Here is a 20,531-nt window from a genome sequence, read left to right as displayed (position 1 = left end):
GCCTGCAGGTCCTGCAGGCAGGGCGCCAGATTACACTTCCTCTACGGAGTTCGGCTCCGACCGTGAAAGGTCGATGCCCAGCTCTTCAGCGGCGCGGAACGATTCCTCGTCCGACTCACGCATTTCGATAGTGTTGCCGTCGGTACCGAGTACCTCGACGTTCAAGCACAGCGACTGCATTTCCTTGATGAGCACCTTGAACGATTCTGGAACACCAGGCTCTGGAACGTTCTCGCCCTTGACGATAGCTTCGTAGACCTTCACGCGGCCGTGGATATCATCCGACTTGATGGTCAGGATTTCCTGCAGTGTGTAAGCGGCACCGTATGCTTCCAGTGCCCAAACTTCCATCTCGCCGAAGCGCTGGCCACCGAACTGGGCCTTACCGCCCAGTGGCTGCTGGGTGATCATGGAGTATGGACCGGTGGAACGGGCGTGGATCTTGTCGTCCACCAGGTGGTGGAGCTTCAAGATGTACATGTAGCCCACGGAAACCGGATCCGGCAGCGGGTCGCCGGAGCGGCCGTCGAACAGCTTCGCCTTGCCGGAGTTGCCAATCAGGCGCACACCGTCACGGGTCTTGCTGGTCGAATCCAGGATGCCGCGGATTTCCTCTTCGGAAGCGCCATCGAAGACCGGGGTTGCCACGGTGGTGGAACCGGACTCGCGTGGCAGGTTCGGCAGATCGCGGACCCATTCAGGCTCGCCTTCGATCTTCCAGCCCTGCTTGGCAGCCCAACCCAGGTGGATTTCCATAACCTGGCCGACGTTCATACGACCTGGCACACCTAGCGGGTTCAGGATGACATCCAGCGGGGTGCCGTCTTCCAGGAATGGCATGTCTTCCAGCGGCATGATGCGCGAGATGACACCCTTGTTACCGTGGCGACCTGCGAGCTTGTCGCCGATCGAGATCTTGCGCTTCTGGGCAACGTAGACGCGGACCAGCTGGTTGACACCAGGGGAAAGGTCATCGTCGTTGTCGCGGTCGAAGATGCGAACACCAATGACGGTGCCGGACTCGCCGTGCGGAACCTTCAGCGAGGTGTCGCGCACTTCGCGCGACTTCTCACCGAAGATGGCACGCAGCAGGCGCTCTTCCGGGGTCAGTTCGGTCTCGCCCTTAGGGGTGACACGGCCTACCAGCACGTCGCCGGCCTCGACCTCGGCACCGATGTAGACGATGCCGCGGTCATCGAGCTGGGAGAGGATGTCTTCCGAGACATTCGGGATGTCGCGGGTGATTTCCTCGGCACCGAGCTTGGTGTCGCGGGCATCGACTTCGTGCTCTTCGATGTGAATCGAGGTGAGTACGTCGTCGAAGATCATGCGCTGGGAGAGGATGATCGCATCCTCGTAGTTGTAGCCTTCCCAGGACATGAATGCCACGAGCAGGTTCTTGCCCAGCGACAGCTCGCCGGAGTCGGTCGAAGGACCGTCAGCGATGATCGACTGGTATTCCAGGCGGTCGCCTTCGGACACGCGAACGCGCTGGTTGTAGGCGTTGCCCTGGTTCGAGCGGGCGAACTTCATGATCGGGTACATCGACTCGGTGCCGTCATCGTTCATGACGACAACCAGGTCAGCAGATACCTCGGTGACCACGCCTGGCTTGGCGGCGACAACGGAGTCGCCGGCGTCAACCGCGGCGAACTTCTCCATGCCGGTACCCACCAGCGGACGCTCGGACTTCAGCAGCGGCACAGCCTGGCGCTGCATGTTGGCGCCCATCAGTGCGCGGTTGGCATCGTCGTGCTCGAGGAATGGAATCAGCGCGGTTGCCACCGAAACCATCTGGCGCGGCGAAACGTCCATGAAGGTCACTTCAGCGGAATCGACGATGACAGGCTCGCCGCCACCGCCCTTTTCGCGAACCAGAACGGTCTCTTCAACGAAGCGGCCGTTCTCATCCAGAGGCGCGTTGGCCTGTGCGATGTAGTGCTGCAGCTCGTCATCGGCGGTCAGGTAGTCGACCTCGTTGGACACGACGCCATTGGCGACGCGGCGGTACGGGGTTTCGATGAAGCCGAAGGAGTTGATGCGTCCGTAGGTAGCCAACGAACCGATCAGGCCGATGTTCGGGCCTTCCGGGGTTTCAATTGGGCACATGCGTCCGTAGTGGGACGGGTGGACGTCTCGTACTTCCATGCCTGCGCGGTCACGGGACAGGCCGCCCGGGCCCAGAGCCGACAAGCGGCGCTTGTGGGTCAGGCCGGCCAGCGGGTTGTTCTGGTCCATGAACTGCGAAAGCTGCGAGGTTCCGAAGAACTCCTTGATGGCAGCCACAACAGGGCGGATGTTGATCAGGGTCTGCGGGGTGATCGCCTCGACGTCCTGGGTGGTCATGCGCTCGCGCACAACACGCTCCATGCGGGACAGGCCGGTGCGGACCTGGTTCTCGATCAGTTCGCCCACGGCGCGGATGCGGCGGTTGCCGAAGTGGTCGATGTCGTCGACGTTGACAGGAACGTCAACGATCTCGCCCTTGCGGGTGCCCTGAACAGTCTTCTCGCCTGCGTGCAGCGCAACGAGGTAGCGGATCATCGCTACCAGGTCGTCCAGCGAGAGCACCGAAGCGTTCTCGGCGTTGACCGGAGTCTCCACGCCCAGCTTGCGGTTGATCTTGTAGCGGCCAACCTTTGCCAGGTCGTAGCGCTTAGGCTCGAAGTACATGTTCTTCAGCAGTGCCTGGGCGGCCTCAACCGTAGGAGGCTCGCCTGGACGCAGCTTGCGGTAGATGTCCAGCAAGGCTTCGTTCTGATCCTTGATGCTGTCCTTTTCCAAGGTTGCGCGCATCGAATCGTACTGGCCGAACTCGGACAGGATCTGCTCTTCGCTCCAGCCAAGGGCCTTGAGCAAGACGGTGACCGACTGCTTGCGCTTGCGATCAAGGCGTACGCCGATCTGGTCGCGCTTGTCGATTTCCAGCTCGAACCATGCACCACGCGATGGGATGATACGTGCCGAGAAGATCGTCTTGTCACTGGTCTTGTCCGGCGTGGACTCGAAGTACGCACCTGGGGAGCGAACCAGCTGGGACACAACGACACGCTCGGTGCCGTTGATGATGAAGGTGCCCTTTTCGCTCATCAGCGGGAAATCGCCCATGAACACGGTCTGCTGCTTGATTTCGCCGGTTTCATTATTCATGAATTCGGCCTTGACATACAGCGGTGCCGCGTAGGTGGCGTCGCGGTCCTTGCACTCTGCGATCGAGTACTTAGGATCAGCGAACTCCGGATCCGAGAAGCTCAAGGACATGGTGTCCTGGAAGTCCTCGATTGGGGAGATTTCCTCGAAGATTTCTGCCAGGCCCGAGGTGTTGGGCACGCTGAAGTCACCAGCGGCTTCTGCCTTGGCCAGGCGCTCTACCCAGTTCTGGTTGCCGACGAGGCGGTCAAAGCTCTCGGTCTGCAATGCCAGCAGGTTAGGCACTTCAAGGGGTTCGTGAATCTTTGCAAAAGAAAGTCGGCCAGCGTATGCAGCATCGCGAGCCGAACTAGCGGTTTGGTTGTTAGGGTTGCTCGAGGCGACCAAGATGGATCCTTCCAAAGACCGTCAGGTTTCCGAACGCTTACCGTGCTAAGGTTCCTGCCATAGGACAGTTCCTCTTTTTTCGTCCGCACGAACCCACCGCTATATGAAGGCCGCGCGCGCAAACAGCAAGGCGCAAATTTCTACTCTACCGGAGGAAAATCCGGTTGTCGATACTCGGTGCAGAAATTCGTGCTATAGTTTTCGCCCCCACTTTCGCGCGGGCTGCCACTCAGGTTTCCAAGCACCGCGCCAGCGCGCAACCCGGTCGTACCGCGCACCGAAAAGTGCATGCATTTTCCCAACTGATACCCTTGTTTTCGCGGATTCTTGCGAATTGCCAAAGGTCTTGGCCCGCTGAACGCAGTCTCCGGATTCCGGGCATCAGGCAACGTTATGCTTTCTGTCACATTCTCCTCAGCAGGCATCAGAAACCCCAATTTTTCTCCGCTTCAGCCGCATGGCGAACGTTCTTGGAGATTTTTTTCCGGGTATCCGGGAGGCTTGAAGCTACACGCTCCCCCAGCAGATATAAGCCTTTGCGACCTCGTGTGTCCGGTGGCTTCTTCTTTCGCCACTAGCTATGATCGAGCAAACATCCACGGTTAGGAGACGAAGTGAATAAGCTGCAGTCAGATGAAGCACTGACCCGAGTTACCCTGGACGCCTCGCGCCGGAACATCCCAATCGAGATTGTGCCGCGCGACAAGGTCCGCTCGCTGGAAGAGGCTGCGGACGCCTTGGGAATCTCGGCCTCGGCCTTGCTCAAGACGCTGGTTATCAAACGCACAGACGGCACCTTTGTCTTCGCGCTGATCCCCGGCGGGCGGAAACTGGACTGGGCGAAGCTGCGCGGAGTCATGGGCGTCAATAAGCTCTCCCTGCCATCTTCAGATATCGCTTGGGATGTCACGCACTACGAGAGCGGAACCATTACGCCTTTTGGCTCGCACACGGTACTGCCTGTCTACATCGATGCCAGCGTCTTCGAAGAGCCCGTATCGGAACAGATAGGACTGGGCAGCGGGGACCGAGCCCATGGACTGCTGGTTCGCGCCAAGGATTTGGTTAGCGGATTTGATGCCACGATTGCTGATATTTCGACTCCGGAATAACCAGCCCTGGCTTAGCCAATGCCTTCTTGGCCCAGGCCTGCGACTCGGTCAATCCCTTGATCGTCGCGTTGCGCAGCGGCAGACCAAGCGGCTGCTCGACGAAGCGTGCCACCAGGTAGGCAATTCCTAGCATCAGCACCAGCAAACCGGCCAGCAGCACGTACTTGTTCACGAAACCGTGCAGCTGGTTGATTAGCCACCAACCCCACAACTGGTGCACGAGGTACAGCGGGTAAGTCAATGAACCGGCCACAGCCAGCCATTTGCCCTGGACGTTCTTGAGCGGAGTCAGGGTGCACACCGCCAGCAGAGCTACGCACAGGACGGTCAGCAGCTGGAAATGCCAGGCCGGGATATCCATCCCGGAGAGCAAGTCCGCGTCACTGCGCCCCTTGATGCCGGTGAAAAATGCGGCGATGGCAGTATTGCCTGCGACCATGGACCACCGCAGAATGCTGTGGCCGCTTTGATAGATCAAGAAGAGCACCATGCCGGCTGCGAACAGGGCCGCATACTGCCCGGCAATCCATTCCTGCAGCTTGTCCATGCTTGTGAAATGCAGATACAGGCCCAGAGCGGGCCAAATGGCAGAGAGCAAGAGGATGTGCTTGTTCTTCACGAAGCCCATGGACAAGAGCGCTGCGAGCAACACGTAGAAACGCAACTCGACCCAAAGTGTCCAATAGACACCGTCCATATCGGTGACGCCGAATCCAGCCTGCATCATGCTCAGGTTGGGCAGAATATCACTGGCCGAGCGTCCCTCGTTGCCGGAAGGCCAGATCCCAAGCGAGAGTACTGTTGCTGCGAGTACCGCGAGCCAGTAGGCCGGGTAGAGGCGGCCCACACGCGAGCCGATGAAACCAATGACGTTCTTTCCCTGGAGGGACATCAGGATAACGAAGCCCGAGATGAGGAAGAATAGCTGTACACCCAGCTGTCCGTAACGGGTGAATTCGGAGAGTACTGGCCAGAACTCTGCGGCCTGCCTCCCCCAGTGATCATGTCCCCATGCGGTGTAGTGGTACAGGACGACAATTAGCGCAGCTGTAATCCTCAATGCGTCTAGGAGCCCTAGCCGCGGTGCTGGTTTCTGGTTCTGGGTAGCTACGGTTTTTGACACATTTTCACTGTAAACAATGAACTTGAATAAACGCTGTTAATAGAAACGTTATAAAACAATTGCTATGGACTTCCCAGCTTAACGACCAAAGGTCCACAGACTTTCGTCTGTGGACCTTTGGCAATAAGTTGCGAGTGACCGCTGTACTTACTTAACGGTGACGGTAGCGCCGGCAGCTTCCAGAGCTTCCTTAGCCTTCTCGGCAGCGTCCTTGGCAACACCCTCAAGCAGAGCCTTTGGAGCAGCGTCAACGAGCTCCTTAGCTTCCTTCAGGCCCAGGGAAGTCAGTGCGCGAACTTCCTTGATAACTGCGATCTTCTTGTCGCCGGCCGACTCGAGGACTACGTCGAATTCGGTCTGCTCTTCAGCAGCAGCTTCGCCGCCTGCAGCTGGACCAGCAACTGCAACAGCAGCAGCGGTTACGTCGAAGGTCTCTTCGAATTCCTTAACGAACTCGGACAGTTCGATGATGGTCATTTCCTTGAATGCGGAAAGCAGCTCTTCGTTGCTGAGCTTCGCCATGGTGGGCGTCCTTTCGGTTTTTGGCCTTGAGGGCCGATGAATTTGGGTTTACGTTGCGAGAGAACTCGAAAGCTTAGGCTTCTGCCGGAGCTTCCTCGGCAGCTTCGCCACCGTTCTCGTCGAGCTTTGCACGCAGAGCTTCGACAGCGCGGGCAGCAGCGGAAGCTGGAGCCAGCAGCACTGCTGCAACGCGGGCGAGCTGAGTTTCGCGGGATTCCAGCGCAGCCAAAGCAGCGATGCCGCTCTGGTCCAGTGCCTTACCTTCGAACCAACCGGTCTTGATGACCAGCTTTTCGTTAGTCTTGGCGAATTCCGTGAGGCTCTTAGCGGCAGCAACTGCATCGCCCTTAATGAAGGCGATTGCGGTTGGACCAGAAAGCTGTTCATCGAAAGCATCGATGCCAGCGTTCTTCGCTGCGATTGCGGTCAAGGTGTTCTTTACGACTGCGTACTTGGTCTCCTGACCAAGCGAGCGGCGCAGATCCTTGAGCTGTGCAACGGTAAGCCCACGGTATTCGGTCAAGACAGCCGCCGACGAATCATTGAATTCCGCGGTGATTTCTTCAATCGCTGCAGTCTTGCTTGGGGTTGCCATAACACTCCTTCCGGGGATTTGTTCGGTACCGTTTCAAAACCGGCGAGGCCATAAAAATAGCCCCGCGCAGGAGCACAGGGCGTTTCAACTTATTCAAAGTCAAAAAATCTATGTAACCTGCGTTGGTCATCCTTGCGGATCTTTAGGAGCAGTTGGAAACCAAATGCTCGACCGACGGTCTTCGGTATTTCTAGTTTATAGGAGCACTCCAGCCCACAGCAAATCGAAGCCGGAGCCAATCTCATGATCCTGGTCACTAGGGGAATTAAATTAGAATGGCGGGACTCATTTACCAACGCTTGGGGAACGCTAGTAGTAAGTCCCGCCGATACAAAAGTTTTGGGGAAACTTTCGTATCTCATCCGCGTAGGGCCTTGGGGGATCCATACGCGGATGACCGAGATACTCGGTAGTCAAAGCTTATCATCGGCTACAGGCTGGTACGAAACATGAATACGCTTTCCAGCAGCCGTGGCCATCGCGCAGATTCCTCGCTTAAAAAGGAAGGGAGCATGCCGATTATCGGCATGCTCCCTCAAGCTAGTTAGCTACTAGACTTAGGCCTCAACGCGGGTTACGTTCGCGTCAACAGGAATACCTGGACCGAAGGTGGTAGCGATGGTTGCCTTCGAGATGTAGCGACCCTTCGAAGCCGAAGGCTTCAGGCGCATAACCTCTTCCAGAGCTGCTGCGTAGTTCTCGGTCAGCTGCTTTGCGTCGAACGAAACCTTGCCAATGATGAAGTGCAGGTTCGAGTGCTTGTCGACGCGGAAGTCGATCTTGCCGCCCTTGATGTCGGTTACAGCCTTGGCCACATCCATGGTCACGGTGCCGGTCTTAGGGTTTGGCATCAGGTTACGAGGACCCAGTACCTTACCCAAGCGGCCAACCTTGCCCATCAGGTCAGGGGTTGCAACTGCTGCGTCGAAGTCGGTCCAGCCGCCCTGGATCTTTTCGATCAGGTCGTCCGAGCCAACGAAGTCGGCGCCAGCTTCGCGAGCTGCTTCTGCCTTGTCACCGTTAGCGAAAACAACCACGCGGGCGGTCTTGCCGGTGCCGTGTGGAAGGTTTACGGTACCGCGAACCATCTGGTCAGCCTTACGTGGGTCAACACCCAAGCGGAAAGCAACCTCAACGGTCGAGTTGGTCTTATCGCCTGCGGTCTCCTTAGCCAGGGCAATTGCCTCGGCTGGAGCGTAGACGTTGTTGTCGGCATCGATCTTAGCCGCGGCGGCTACGTATGCTTTGCTGCGCTTTGCCATCTGCGTTTTCTCCTTATGCAGTCGTGGTCATATGGACCGCGCGGGGTCCTGCCACGGGCGAATCGATCAGATGACCGTTTCGCCTTAGATTGAATTCTTGAGTGCTATCCAGCGTGTGAACAGCGGAAGGCGGGATTAGCCTTCTACGGTCACGCCCATGGAGCGGGCGGTGCCGGCGATGATCTTGGCTGCAGCAGCCAGGTCATTTGCGTTCAGGTCAGCCATCTTGGTGGTGGCGATTTCCTCAACCTGAGCCTGGGTCAGGTTAGCAACCTTGTCGGTGTGCGGAACACCCGAACCCTTTGCAATGCCAGCTGCCTTCTTGATCAGCTCAGCTGCAGGAGGAGTCTTGGTGATGAAAGTGAACGAACGGTCTTCGTATACGGTGATCTCAACTGGAACAACGTTACCGCGCTGCGACTCGGTCGCTGCGTTGTAAGCCTTGCAGAATTCCATGATGTTGACGCCGTGCTGACCAAGGGCTGGACCGATTGGAGGAGCTGGGTTAGCAGCACCTGCCTGGATCTGCAGCTTGATGAGTCCGGTGACCTTTTTCTTTGGGGCCATGTCGGGTCCTTCTTACTCTTGCGTTTCCCGTGGCACAGGAGCGTGGCACGGGGATCTGGCTATCGTGGCGCGACAGCCAAGCGTACCCTCGCATCGATAAGCGACCGATGCGGGGCACGAAGACTTAATACTACTGGATCTTGGTGACCTGGTTGAAGTTCAGGGTCACTGGGGTTTCACGTTCGAAGATCGAAACCAGTACAACCAGCTGTGCGGCATCCAGCTTGATCTCCGAGATGGTTGCCGGCATCGTTTCGAACGGTCCGTCATTGACGATAACCGATTCGCCGACTTCGAAGTCCACGGTGACCTCAGTAATTGGAGCACGGCCTGGCTTGGACGCCGATGGCTGCTCTACTGGATCAACGATGGTGTGCTCCAGCATGGAGAACACTTCGTCAAGGCTCAGTGGGTTTGGATCGTGGGCGTTGCCAACGAATCCAGTGACACCTGGAGTGTGTCGAACAACACCCCACGACGCGTCAGTCAGCTCCATGCGGACCAGGACATAGCCCGGGATGCGCACGCGGCGAACGATCTTGCGCTGAGTGTTCTTGACCTCGACGACCTCTTCCATTGGAACCTGGATATCGAAGATGAACTCATCCATGTCCTGGGTCTGGATACGGGTCTCAAGATTGACCTTCACGCGGTTTTCGTAACCAGCGTAGGTGTGAATGACAAACCAGTCACCTGGAAGACGACGGAGCTTAGCGCGGAATTCTTCCTTGAGCTTGGCTACGTTGTCTTCGCCCTCGGCTTCTTCAGCTTCGTTGTCTTCGCCTTCAGCTTCTTCAGCTGCGCCTTCGATTACCTGAGCGTCTTCAGCGTCCTGTGCTGGTGCTTCGGTTGGGTCGACGTCAGCTTCTACAGCTGGCTCAACCTGATCGCCGGCGGCTTCAACGAACTCGTTTTCGACCTCGTCATTAATCTGCGGTTCGAGTTCCTTGTCGGACACTGCAGCTCCTGCTTTCTTTGACTGAATGACACTAAATTGCCTCGGGGTAATCATACCTCCGAGGCAACAAAATTACTGTTCGACCTTGTTGGTGAACAGGAGGATCGAACCCTGCCCAAAGACGAAGTCCAGGGCCGTCACGATCAGCATCACCACGACCACGAAACCGACAACAACCAGGAAATAATTCACTAGTTCACTGCGGGTCGGGGTGACGACCTTCTTAAGTTCTGCGATTACCTGGCGGAAAAACAAGAAGATCCGGGCAAAGAAACCCAACTTCTGTCCACCCTTACCGGAGCTGAGAGCAGATTCGGTCATGTTCTTCCTCGTTTCAAAAATTTGGCCAGTTGAAACAATCACGGTGTGCCATAGTCTATTCGACTGCAACACACCGTGATGAGATAATTCGCTAAGCGATAAATCGCTATTGCGCAGGGCAGACAGGACTCGAACCTGCAACCTGCGGTTTTGGAGACCGCTGCGCTACCAATTGCGCCACTACCCTTCGGAGCTTTTTACCGCTCCAACCTAGAACATCTTAGCGGATAAAACATTCAGCTTCGTCCGTTGCGATGTCTCGGCAACGAGAAATAACTTTACGCAACGAAATCGGAAATGTCGAACTGACAACCTCCAGTGTGGCGCAGAACGCATTCACGCGCCCCGTTGCGCACCTTATTGTGTCATTTTCAAAATTGTGATGCTGAAGTGCAAGGTTGCGAACTAAACTGAGGTGTAACAGCTGTCCCCATAGACTTCAGGACGAATCCCCAATGTCTCGCATTTCTCGCCGCATCGGCGCAATTTCCGAATCCGCGACTCTCGCAGTAGATGCCAAGGCGAAGGCTCTTAAAGCAGCAGGTCGACCAGTAATCGGTTTCGGTGCCGGTGAACCCGACTTCCCAACCCCTGGCTACATTGTCGAAGCAGCAGTCAAGGCGGCCCAGGATCCAAAGAACCACCGCTACTCCCCTGCAGCCGGCCTTCCCGAGCTGCGCGAAGCAATCGCCGCCAAAACCATGCGCGATTCGGGCTACGAGCTCAAGGCCAATCAGGTTCTGGTCACCAATGGCGGCAAGCAGGCGGTGTACAACACCTTCGCAACCCTGCTTGATCCAGGTGACGAGGTCATCGTTCCGGCTCCGTACTGGACCACCTATCCCGAAGCCATCCAGCTCGCCGGAGGCAAGGCCGTATCGGTCTTTGCCGGCCCGGAGCAGGGCTACAAGGTTACCGTCGAACAGCTCGAATCCGTACTGACCGAACGCACCAAGGTGCTGCTGTTCGTTTCTCCTTCGAACCCCACCGGTGCCGTATACACCCCGGAGCAGGTCCGCGAGATCGGCCAGTGGGCTGCTTCCAAGGGGCTGTGGGTTGTTACCGATGAGATCTACGAGCACTTGACCTACGGCGATGCAACTTTCAGCTCCATCGCGACCTTGGTCCCAGAGCTCGAAGACCGAGTTGTCGTCCTCAACGGCGTGGCAAAGACCTACGCAATGACCGGCTGGCGCGTGGGTTGGATGGCAGGTCCGCTGGATGTCATCAAGGCCGCCACCAACCTGCAGTCCCACGCCACCTCGAACGTTTCCAACGTATCGCAGCGAGCCGCCCTGGCTGCTGTTGCCGGGCCGCTGGATGCCGTGAACGACATGAAGGTTGCCTTCAACCGTCGCCGCTTGGCCATCGTCGAATCACTGAACGCGATTGACGGCCTGCACTGCCCTACTCCGGAAGGCGCGTTCTACGCGTATTCGGATGTTCGAGGCCTGCTGGGTCGCGAAATCCGCGGCGTAGTGAACAACACCAGTGCAGAACTTGCTGCTTTCATCCTGGAACAGGCAGAAGTTGCCGTCGTTCCAGGTGAAGCATTCGGCCCTTCCGGCTATATCCGCATGTCATATGCACTGGGTGATGCTGACCTCGAAGAAGGCGTCGCACGGATGGCCAAGCTGCTGGGCGAAGCCAAGTAGAAAAACAGCGCCGCCAAAGAAGCCGGGCAGTCCATGATGGACTGCCCGGCTTCTGTGCTTTTGCCGCAGTGCCGTTTAGAGGATCTTGCGGTCCACAGCCCAACGGGTAAGTTCGTGGCGGTTGGATAGCTGGAGCTTGCGCAGCACATTGGACACATGCGATTCCACGGTCTTTACCGAGATGAACAGTTCCTTGGCTACTTCCTTATAGCTATATCCCCGGGCAATCAAACGCATGACTTGCAATTCGCGGTCAGAGAGCAAATCCAGCTCCTCATCGATTTCTGCCACCGGACCGCTGCTGCCAAAGGCGTCCAGGACGAACCCGGCCAAGCGTGGCGAGAACACGGCATCTCCCCCGGCCACGCGACGTACTGCATCGGAAATTTCGGCCCCGGAAATGCTCTTGGTGACATACCCGCGAGCACCGGAACGGATGACCGTCACTACGTCCTGTGCTGCGTCGGAAACGCTCAATGCCAGGAAACGCGTGGATCCCAGCAGCCCGGTGCACCCCTTAAGCACTTCGGCCCCGCCCCCGCCGCGGCCACCGGGCAGGTGCACATCCAGGAGCACCACATCCGGTTGCTGTTCGGTGATCACCTCGATGGCTCCCTCCACGGTGCCAGCTTCCCCGACAATCTGGATGTCCTGGGCCAAATCGGCACGTAAACCGGAACGGAAGATGGCGTGGTCATCCACCAGCACTACACGGTAGTTCTCGGTGGTGTTCTCAGCGTTCATGTTTCTATTCTTCCTCCATGTTCAGTGGCATGCTCAGCTGCACCTCAGTTCCGGATTCACCGCTCCGGATATGCGCCATGCCGCCTGCGCGTTCCATGCGGCCAATGATTGATTCCCTGACGCCGTGCCGGTCCGCCGGTATTCCATCTACTTCGAAACCGGTGCCGCGGTCACGCACATACACTTCTACTTGTTCGGCCGAGCATTCGATGAATACCGAAATCTTGCCCTCGGCATGCTTCGCTGCGTTCATCATCGCCTCGCGGCTAGCGGCCACCAGTGCCTGCTGCCCGGCAAAGCCCTGAGCATTGCCTACGGATATGACTTCTACATCACGCAGTAGCAGCTGTTCGATGTGGCTTGCCTCGTGCTGGATCTCAACGATTACATCTTCATCATCAAGGTCATGGTTGCCGTACAGCCATTGGCGCAGTTCACGCTCTTGGACACGTGCCAAGGTTCTCACCGCCGCTGGGTCTTCACTGCGTTTTTGAATCACTGCCAAGGTCTGCAAGACCGAGTCGTGCAGGTGGGCCGCGAACTCTGCACGTTGGGCCGCCGCCTGGCGCGAGCTCCGTTCAGCGATGAAATCGCGCCACAGCCGAGTACCCCAGGGAAGCAAGACCACGAGTGCGCCGACAATGATCGCCAAGGCCGCCCACAAGCCGCCGAGCAGGTCTGCGGCTCCGACAGTATTGCCCAGCAGGGCCAGCAGACCGCCGATGACCAGGACCAGGCCAAAAGCCAGGCGCAGCAGGAAAGGCAATGACGGGCGCTTCTTGTGCTCGGTGATACCTTCATCGAACTGGATCCAAGCCAGCACAATACCGGCAATCACGCCCAAGGTAGGCCAGATCAGATCCCAGCGGATATTCCAGCCGGTCCACTGTCCATAAGCCATGACGGCGAGCGCCAGCAGGCCCGCACCGATCAGCGTGTCACGCCAGGTGGAGTTCCTTTCCCAACCTTCGCGTGGACGGAAGATGCCTTGCTGCACCCGGTTCATTTCTTCAGCAAGGCTGCGTGATCTGGTGCCCCAGGAGCGAAGCTCGTCAGCGTGCGCCTCTTCGGCGCTCGGGACGAATACCCAAAGCCACGCGTAGAGCAGAATGCCGATGCCGCCCAGTGCGGACAATCCCAGGAACCCAATACGCACGTACCCCAGCGGGATGCCGAGGTGCTCCGCGAGGCCGCCGCAGACGCCGGCGATTAGCCGGTTCTCGCTGCGCACCATCAAACGCCGTTCAGGACTTTCCATAGTTCTAAGTCAAGCACGTTCTTGTCGTTTCTTCCCGGTTGATCACCGGATCTAGGGGCACCCCTAGGGGAAGTTCAGGGTATCCCCTCATAGCGCGGGACCCCTGCCACACGAGAACATTGGACTATGAACAACGAAGGCTCTCAACGTCGTCGCGGCTTTTACGACCAGCTGCGCAAATCACCGATCACTCGCCAGGACTCGCAGTGGCTCGGTGGCGTTGCAACTGGTGTCGCCGATTATTTCAAGGTCGATGTAGTGCTGATCCGCGGCATCTTCGTGGTGCTCGGTGTCCTAGGCGGCTTGGGCATGGTGCTCTATGGACTCGCTTGGGCGTTGCTTCCTGATGCGGGAGGCAAAATGCATCTGGAAAGTGCCGTGAACCGGAACTGGACCAGCGGCATGACTGGCGCGGTGATCATCTTTGCGCTGGGCATCTTCCCTGCTCCCTGGTTCTTGGATTCGCTGGCACCGGTCCTGTGGCCCCTGGCTATTGTTGCGGCTATCGCATTCATTATCTTCAGCAGGAAGAACACCCGGTTTGCGCGTCCGGACCAAGCTCGCAATCCGGCAGCGACCGGTGACAGCTCTGCTGCCTCGCCAAGGGCTGCCGAGAAGAGCACCGCGTTGGAGCATCCTTGGCGTGAGGACGGCACCCAGAGTTTCAATGCGAGCGTAGCTAGCGGGTTCGGGACGAACTACCCGGATGCGCCGATGAAGGAGCACCCCATGAATTCAGGTGATTCTGGCCCAGCGGGCCAATACGAAAATAGCTATTCGCCGGATCCCGCATATACGAAGGCCTACAGTGCCAAGGCGAATCGCAAGCCGATCAGCCGCCCGATTCCGGGTTGGCTTGGCACCACCGTCTTCGGCGTTACCGTGCTGGTGGTCGCCGTGGTCATGCTGGCCGACTACCTGGATATCGTGGCCTTGCCTGGTTCGGGCTGGACCGTGGCTTTGGCTTGCGGCCTGTTGCTTGTTGGCATCACCATTGTCTTAGCGGCCCTCTCCGGGCGAACCAGTGGAGGCCTGTTGGGTTTGGCCATTCCATTGCTGGTCCTGACGGTGATCTTCTCTGCTACGTCTTTCGAGGAATCTGCCCGCGGGTTCGTTCGATCGGCTACCGGCAGCGACAGCCAATACAGCGCTGTTTTCAGCAGCTCAACGGTTGACCTGACCCATCTGGGCAGTATCACCAAACCCACCACGGTGGAGATCGATTCGGTCTTCTCCAGAATGGATCTGCTGCTGCCGGAGAATGTTCCGGTGAAGATCGAGACCGACGGCGCATTCCTTTCCGGAATGGATATGGAACTGCCGCAGGACCGGCGGTCCTTGCCGGGAAATGCACCAATGCTGACCATTGAAGTAGACGGAGTTTTTTCCTCGTTCTCCACGACCGTGGATGATCCCAGCATCCTGAACCCCAGCAACACGGATTTCTAAGGACTGAGCCCCATGAATACTTCTTCTACTCCCGCTAGGAAATTCCCTACCGGAACCTTGGTCTTCGGCCTGATTCTGATCGTTGTCGCCCTGGCATCGCTCAGCCGTCTGGTCTTGCAGTGGAGCTTTGACATGCCGCTGTTCTTCATCGCTATCGTCGCCTTGGCCGGCGTAGCCATGATCTTCTCCGGATTGGCATCGGCCGGCAAGGCCCGCAAATCCGAAGCCGAACCACCGGTTCCCACCGACCCCAATCTCTAAGCCCTCCAAGCTTTTCCAACAATTAGGAGTTCTCTGATGGACGCATTCTTCAACTCGCTTCGTTCCATGCCGCTTCGTCGCGGGCCAGGCCGATTGGCCGGTGGCGTCGCCGGGGGCATCGCCGACAAGTTCGGGTGGGATGTCACCTTGGTGCGTATCGCCCTACTGCTTTCGTTCTTGCTTCCGGTAATGGGTGTTGCCGCATATATCCTGGCGTGGATCCTGATCCCAGCGCAGGACAACACCATCATCTTGCAGAACTGGCTTCGCAAATTCTAAATACCGTTCCCGGCTGGCCTGCTCGGGAACGATGCTTGGCATCGCTATCCGGCTAGGGCGAGGCTCGTGCACTTCCGTGACATGAGACTCGCCCTAGTGGCTTTAAGCACGTACAATGGCTCGCAGAGTAGATGCTCAATGGCGCGCGGATATTGACTGAAATCCGAATGGAACTCTTTGCTGTTACAGCGTTATCACGGGGCCTGCACGCTCCAGCTGTCGCACAAGGCTTTCCCATTACTAAGCGAGGGCCAATGCGCATTGGAATCATGACCTCAGGCGGCGACTGCCCCGGTCTGAACGCCGTCATCCGCGGTGCGGTACTGAATGGCATCAAAAGCTACGACGACGAATTCGTCGGTTTCCGCGACGGCTGGCGCGGCGTCAAGGAAGGCGACTTCTTCGACCTTCCGCGAACCGCTGTGCGTGGCATCGCCAAGCAAGGCGGCACCATTTTGGGCACCTCACGCACCAATGCGTTTGAAGGGGAACTTGGTGGCGCGGAGAACATTTCCAAGGTTCTCAAATCCAATAGCATCGATGCGCTGATTGCCATCGGCGGGGAAGGCACCTTAGCTGGCGCCCAGCGCCTATGCGAAGCCGGCCTTCCTATCGTTGGCGTTCCCAAGACCATCGATAATGACTTGGACGCCACGGATTACACCTTCGGTTTCGATACCGCTAACCAGATTGCGGTCGAAGCCATTGACCGCCTGCGCACCACCGGCGATTCCCACCACCGCTGCATGGTGGCCGAGGTAATGGGCCGCCACGTAGGCTGGATTGCACTGCACGCGGGGATGGCATCCGGTGCGCACGCGGTGCTCATCCCGGAGGTTTCCACCACCATGGAGCAGATCTGCCAGTGGGTGAACGAAGCCCATGAGCGCGGACGCGCCCCGTTGGTGGTTGTGGCCGAAGGCTTTGTGCCAGAAGGCATGGAAGAAGCGTTCTCGGTACGTGGTCTCGATTCCTTCGGACGCGCCCGCCTTGGCGGCATCGGGGAGATGCTCGCCCCGGTCATTGAGGAACGTACCGGCATCGAAACGCGTGCAACCGTGCTGGGACATATTCAGCGCGGCGGCGTCCCCACCGCTTTTGACCGTGTCCTGGCCACCCGTTTGGGAATGGCTGCGGTGGATTCCATCCATGCCGAGGCGTGGGGCACCATGGTGGCGTTGCACGGCACCAAGGTGCTGCGCGTACCGCTGCGTGCCGCACTGAACAACCTCAAGCGTGTCCCCATGGAACGCTACGAAGAGGCCGCCGTGCTCTTCGGCTAGGCCTGGAGATACACCAAGGGCGTGGGTTGGAATGCTGTTCACAGCATTCCAACCCACGCCCTTCTCTTTGGCCTTTAGCCTTGCGGCGGGGTTCTCAGGAACCCGGTAAAGCGCCCAGCGACCTGGCCGGCGTCGGTCGCCACAATGACTTCCTGCGTTGCCGGGTAGCTCGTTTCGGCGTCCACCACGGACAGAACCGCTTCCGGGTCAACGTTGCGCTTGACCACGGCCAAGGCGATTGGCCCGGCTTCATAGTGCAAAGTCGCGGAAGTGATCCGGCCAACCGTGCGCTCCCCCAGCTTCACTTCGGCGCCGGTGGCAGGCAGCGTGTGCATGGAACCGTCGAGGTCCAAGAAAACCATGCGACGAGGCGGGTGGCCGATGTTGTGCACCCGGGCAATTGTTTCCTGGCCTTTATAGCAGCCCTTGTCCATGTGCACCGCGGTACGCAGCCAATCCAACTCGTGGGGAATGGTCTTGTCGTCTATCTCGGCACCGAAGCGCGGCTCCCACGCGGCGATACGCAAGGCCTCGACAGCCATCATGCCTGACAGCTCTTCGTCAGCTACTGCGACGGCAAGCTGCTCCAACTCCACGATATGCAAGAACCACGGACGTTCCTTGCCCGGGTGATCCTCACGGGAATAGGCCCAACCACCGTCGGTGATTCCGGGCCATGGGTTCTCCCAGACCAGGCTCCCGGCAGTGCCAATCTTGCGGGTAGCCGCCAATACGCCGTAGCTCTCGGAAAGATCATTGACCTCAACGCGCAGCATGAAGCGCATTGAGTTCAGGAACTGCGCCAACGCTGCTCCGGCACCAGGTTCAACGATCAGCAGCAAGCGATCTGCGGTGGCCAGCACCTTCATTTCGTGCTCAATGCGTCCTTGAACCGAAAGCAGCAGCGTCTGGGTGCTGTCTCCTGGCTTCAGGCTGGAAATGCGCTGGCTGCTGAGCGTATCGAGCCAACTCTGGCGGTCTTCGCCGCGGATCTCCACAACATCGAAGTGGCTCAGATCGGCAATTGCCTGGCCCTCAGCGAGTTTGCGAGCTTCGCGGGTAGGAGCGCCGTAGTGGGCTGCGACGCCGGCATCTACGCCGCCAGCTTCCACTGCAGCAGCACGGTCCAGCAGGACCGAACGGTATTCAGTGGCCATGATTAGTGCACCGTGCCTTCCGAGGTGACACGCTTGAGCGCCGCCGAGGCGTGCGCTTGAAGATCCATATTGCCCTTGGAAACATCCCAGCGCCAGAACAGCTCGCCATTGACCAGACCGTAGATCCGGGTTGAGGACGCGTAAGCTTGGGCGTTCTTGCTGCGCAGCAAGCTCTCGGTGGCCAGCTGAATGCGTGGTCCATTAATCAGGCCGTAATACAGCTCTGAGATGCCGTCTGGTCGGACAATTTGCGCCTGGATCTTGAAGCCGTCTTCGGTATGCAGCTTCTGCACATCGTCGGCCGAACGCAGTACCGGGAAGATGTCACCGGGCTCCATGCCAGGACCGGCATCGGCTTCCTGCTGTTCACGGTCCAAGGACCAGAAGCCGGTTTCAACGGCTAGGATCCGCAGCTTCGTGCCATCGGCTTCGGTCAGCCAGGCTTCACTGCGGTATTCAAGGTACGGCCCGCCAACGTCACGGAAGGTGACTTGCTGCCAGAAAAACTCGTCCTCGGCTTCGCCTTCGCCAAGACGGCCAGCACCTTCCCAGGTGCCGATGAGCCATGCGAAAGGTACAAGTTCCGGGGTGAGGTCCGTAGGTAGGTCAAAAGCCATGGACTACTCGCTCCTAAGTCAGTTAGTGATGAAATGAAAACAGCGCACACGTTCTTGTGTGCGCTGTTTCTACTTCTGGCCCTGGAAGAGGCGCTTCACTACCAAGCCTGCGAACCCAGCCATTCCGAGACCGGCGATCACTACAAGTGCCTGGAAGAAAATTTCGATTGCAAGGTAATTTTCATTCATGGCTTCATCTTAGCGCGGGAGGCAGGAGAACTTCGACACGCGTGACGCAGCTAGCATCATATTTGAACCGCTCACCGCTAAATGAAAGCCAGCACTTCCATCGCGTACCAGCTGACCGCACCGCTCATCAGCAAGATGGCGCAGGCAAGGCCAAGGATTCCACTCATGTTTCGTACGCTGCGGCTGACCAAGGCCAATGCCCGTAATGAACCCACCAGCAAGCCGGTCAGCAGTCCCAGGGTCGCCCCTTGGTACCAGAGCATATCGATTGGCAGCGCGCTGGAGGCCGCGCCCAATGCGGCAGCTACCACAGGCGCCAGAATCATGGTCATCCGGTTTGGCAGGCGGGTAACGGCAACCGCACCAGCCCCAAGCAGAGCGACCACGGTTGTGACGGCCAGCCCAAAGCCGTAGGGCACATAAGCACTAGCGGCCCAGGCGGAACCCAGCACGCCCAGGACTATGCCGGTCACGCCAGAAACCACACCGGCCAGCCGGCCTTCGGCTTCTGCCCCGCGCAATACCTGGCTGATAAATACCAGAAGCACGCCAACGGCGATTGCTTCGACACTATGTGACATCACCGACCCGCCTGGCATGAACATGGTCGAAGCCGTAGCCGCCAAAGAGCACAACGCCAAGATGATGGTGATCGGCCATGGCGCATCGGAGCGGACCATTCGTGGCCAGGTATAGGCGAAAATCAGCTGCAAGACCGCGGTGAGCACACCCATCAGCCAGCTCATCGAATCCAGACTTGCAACAACGACAAGCAGTGCCGCTGCAACGAGCCCACTGAATAAAACCTTGATTCTCAAATTCTGATTCCTGACGGTAATGTATCCGCACTTGCGTGTTCACATGCGTGCTTCAACTGATTCATTCCTTATACTGTGACACGTAAAAGTGATTTTTTCGCAACTATCTGGCAGGAGGAAGACCGATTGGCTCACCTACTGCTATTAAGTAATCATGCCGAAAATGCCGCTGAAGTTCTTCCGGCACTCGAACTGTTATTGCACGAGATTTCTTTCTTCCCTGCAACAACGGAGTCGCTGAGCCAAATCCCTGAGTGCGACGCGGTCATCCTCGATGCCCGGACAGATCTCATTCCGGCGCGCTCCCTGGCGCAGTTATTGCACGCCAATTTGAATCTGCCCTTGCTGCTGGTTGTCAGCGAAGGCGCACTGGGCATTTTGAACTCGGATTGGTTTGCGACTGATTTTCTGTTGCCTTCCGCCATCCCTGCCGAGCTTGATGCACGCATCCGCCTGATGCTCTCCGGAGCCACGGTTCCCGCCCCCGCACCGGTGGCCGCTGAAAGCACTTCGGGCCTGCGCATCGATGAGTTGAGCTACACCGCCCGTATCGATAACCGCATGCTGGACCTGACATACAAAGAGTTCGAACTGCTCAAGTACCTGGCACAGTTCCCCGGCCGAGTCTTCACCCGCGAACAGCTGCTGCATGAAGTGTGGGGATACGACTACTACGGAGGCACCCGTACCGTAGACGTGCATGTGCGACGTTTGCGCGCGAAACTCGGCACCGATCATGAACAGCTCATCGGAACGGTGCGCAACGTCGGCTACCGCTTCCACACCGAATCATAACTTTCAGATAACTCCTACCCACTTCGCAC

20 protein-coding genes and 1 tRNA gene are annotated in these 20,531 nt (G+C 58.1%); 7 read left to right on the top strand and 14 right to left on the bottom strand.

Annotated features, from left to right (window positions below; all coding sequences use genetic code 11):
* Window positions 1-30: 30 nt before the first annotated feature.
* Entirely contained in the window at window positions 31-3,537 is a 3,507-nt protein-coding gene (locus ACIOJF_RS01270) for a DNA-directed RNA polymerase subunit beta (protein WP_105657689.1), read from the bottom strand.
* Window positions 3,538-4,151: 614 nt separating this feature from the next.
* Here ACIOJF_RS01270 and ACIOJF_RS01265 point away from each other — a divergent pair.
* Window positions 4,152-4,649: an aminoacyl-tRNA deacylase gene (locus tag ACIOJF_RS01265; RefSeq protein ID WP_105657669.1), complete on the top strand. Its 498-nt coding sequence runs from the start codon at window positions 4,152-4,154 to the stop codon at window positions 4,647-4,649.
* On the opposite strand, the gene ACIOJF_RS01260 is transcribed toward ACIOJF_RS01265, so the two are convergent.
* From ACIOJF_RS01260 to ACIOJF_RS01225, 8 genes are all read right to left on the bottom strand, one after another.
* Window positions 4,603-5,772, bottom strand: coding sequence for an acyltransferase family protein (locus ACIOJF_RS01260; protein WP_402741108.1), 1,170 nt, complete (start codon window positions 5,770-5,772; stop codon window positions 4,603-4,605). The genes ACIOJF_RS01265 and ACIOJF_RS01260 overlap by 47 nt on opposite strands.
* A 147-nt stretch (window positions 5,773-5,919) precedes the next feature.
* Window positions 5,920-6,294, bottom strand: a complete 375-nt coding sequence (gene rplL, locus ACIOJF_RS01255; RefSeq protein ID WP_105657671.1) for a 50S ribosomal protein L7/L12 — start codon at window positions 6,292-6,294, stop codon at window positions 5,920-5,922.
* Window positions 6,295-6,367: 73 nt separating this feature from the next.
* Window positions 6,368-6,889, bottom strand: coding sequence for a 50S ribosomal protein L10 (gene rplJ / locus ACIOJF_RS01250; RefSeq protein ID WP_105657672.1), 522 nt, complete (start codon window positions 6,887-6,889; stop codon window positions 6,368-6,370).
* A gap of 557 nt (window positions 6,890-7,446) precedes the next feature.
* Complete coding sequence (gene rplA / locus ACIOJF_RS01245) at window positions 7,447-8,151, bottom strand: 50S ribosomal protein L1 (RefSeq protein WP_105661540.1); 705 nt, start codon at window positions 8,149-8,151, stop codon at window positions 7,447-7,449.
* Window positions 8,152-8,286: 135 nt separating this feature from the next.
* Window positions 8,287-8,718: a 50S ribosomal protein L11 gene (gene rplK, locus ACIOJF_RS01240; protein ID WP_105657674.1), complete on the bottom strand. Its 432-nt coding sequence runs from the start codon at window positions 8,716-8,718 to the stop codon at window positions 8,287-8,289.
* Between the two features lie 130 nt (window positions 8,719-8,848).
* Complete coding sequence (gene nusG / locus ACIOJF_RS01235) at window positions 8,849-9,676, bottom strand: transcription termination/antitermination protein NusG (RefSeq protein WP_181148851.1); 828 nt, start codon at window positions 9,674-9,676, stop codon at window positions 8,849-8,851.
* A gap of 72 nt (window positions 9,677-9,748) precedes the next feature.
* Window positions 9,749-9,997 carry a preprotein translocase subunit SecE gene (secE, locus tag ACIOJF_RS01230; protein ID WP_038992215.1) on the bottom strand — a complete coding sequence of 83 codons (249 nt, stop codon included), beginning with the start codon at window positions 9,995-9,997 and terminating at the stop codon, window positions 9,749-9,751.
* A 114-nt stretch (window positions 9,998-10,111) separates the two neighbouring features.
* Window positions 10,112-10,184 (bottom strand) — tRNA-Trp (locus tag ACIOJF_RS01225).
* Between the two features lie 268 nt (window positions 10,185-10,452).
* Between ACIOJF_RS01225 and ACIOJF_RS01220 the strand changes: the two genes are divergently transcribed.
* A complete protein-coding gene (locus tag ACIOJF_RS01220; protein ID WP_332728387.1) occupies window positions 10,453-11,652 on the top strand; it encodes a pyridoxal phosphate-dependent aminotransferase in 1,200 nt (399 codons plus the stop codon).
* Between the two features lie 75 nt (window positions 11,653-11,727).
* Here the strand turns inward: ACIOJF_RS01220 and ACIOJF_RS01215 are convergent, their stop codons facing one another.
* Together ACIOJF_RS01215 and ACIOJF_RS01210 are read right to left on the bottom strand one after the other, a co-directional pair.
* Window positions 11,728-12,396, bottom strand: a complete 669-nt coding sequence (locus ACIOJF_RS01215; protein ID WP_105656867.1) for a response regulator transcription factor — start codon at window positions 12,394-12,396, stop codon at window positions 11,728-11,730.
* 4 nt (window positions 12,397-12,400) lie between these two features.
* Window positions 12,401-13,654: an ATP-binding protein gene (locus ACIOJF_RS01210; RefSeq protein WP_105656868.1), complete on the bottom strand. Its 1,254-nt coding sequence runs from the start codon at window positions 13,652-13,654 to the stop codon at window positions 12,401-12,403.
* Window positions 13,655-13,780: 126 nt separating this feature from the next.
* Between ACIOJF_RS01210 and ACIOJF_RS01205 the strand changes: the two genes are divergently transcribed.
* From ACIOJF_RS01205 to ACIOJF_RS01190, 4 genes are all read left to right on the top strand, one after another.
* Window positions 13,781-15,103, top strand: coding sequence for a PspC domain-containing protein (locus tag ACIOJF_RS01205; RefSeq protein WP_133833617.1), 1,323 nt, complete (start codon window positions 13,781-13,783; stop codon window positions 15,101-15,103).
* A 12-nt stretch (window positions 15,104-15,115) separates the two neighbouring features.
* The gene (locus ACIOJF_RS01200; RefSeq protein ID WP_133833616.1) at window positions 15,116-15,364 is read left to right on the top strand and encodes a hypothetical protein; all 249 of its coding nucleotides are present in this window, start codon (window positions 15,116-15,118) and stop codon (window positions 15,362-15,364) included.
* A 36-nt stretch (window positions 15,365-15,400) separates the two neighbouring features.
* Complete coding sequence (locus ACIOJF_RS01195) at window positions 15,401-15,643, top strand: PspC domain-containing protein (protein WP_105656871.1); 243 nt, start codon at window positions 15,401-15,403, stop codon at window positions 15,641-15,643.
* 254 nt (window positions 15,644-15,897) lie between these two features.
* Entirely contained in the window at window positions 15,898-16,926 is a 1,029-nt protein-coding gene (locus ACIOJF_RS01190) for a 6-phosphofructokinase (protein WP_105656872.1), read from the top strand.
* A 74-nt stretch (window positions 16,927-17,000) separates the two neighbouring features.
* Here ACIOJF_RS01190 and ACIOJF_RS01185 read toward each other — a convergent pair whose 3' ends face one another.
* The 3 genes from ACIOJF_RS01185 to ACIOJF_RS01175 form a co-directional block, all read right to left on the bottom strand.
* The gene (locus ACIOJF_RS01185) at window positions 17,001-18,083 is read right to left on the bottom strand and encodes a folate-binding protein YgfZ (protein ID WP_105656873.1); all 1,083 of its coding nucleotides are present in this window, start codon (window positions 18,081-18,083) and stop codon (window positions 17,001-17,003) included.
* A 2-nt stretch (window positions 18,084-18,085) separates the two neighbouring features.
* Complete coding sequence (locus tag ACIOJF_RS01180) at window positions 18,086-18,700, bottom strand: FABP family protein (RefSeq protein ID WP_133833614.1); 615 nt, start codon at window positions 18,698-18,700, stop codon at window positions 18,086-18,088.
* Window positions 18,701-18,966: 266 nt separating this feature from the next.
* The gene (locus ACIOJF_RS01175) at window positions 18,967-19,635 is read right to left on the bottom strand and encodes a hypothetical protein (protein WP_105661542.1); all 669 of its coding nucleotides are present in this window, start codon (window positions 19,633-19,635) and stop codon (window positions 18,967-18,969) included.
* A gap of 198 nt (window positions 19,636-19,833) precedes the next feature.
* On the opposite strand from ACIOJF_RS01175, the gene ACIOJF_RS01170 reads away from it, so the two are divergent.
* On the top strand, window positions 19,834-20,502 hold the full coding sequence (locus tag ACIOJF_RS01170; protein ID WP_105656876.1) for a response regulator transcription factor: 669 nt from the start codon (window positions 19,834-19,836) through the stop codon (window positions 20,500-20,502).
* The last annotated feature ends 29 nt before the right edge of the window (window positions 20,503-20,531 follow it).

This window comes from Glutamicibacter sp. NPDC087831 (assembly GCF_044742845.1).
GTDB lineage: Bacteria > Actinomycetota > Actinomycetes > Actinomycetales > Micrococcaceae > Glutamicibacter.
This window is presented reverse-complemented; position numbering and strand designations above follow the sequence as displayed.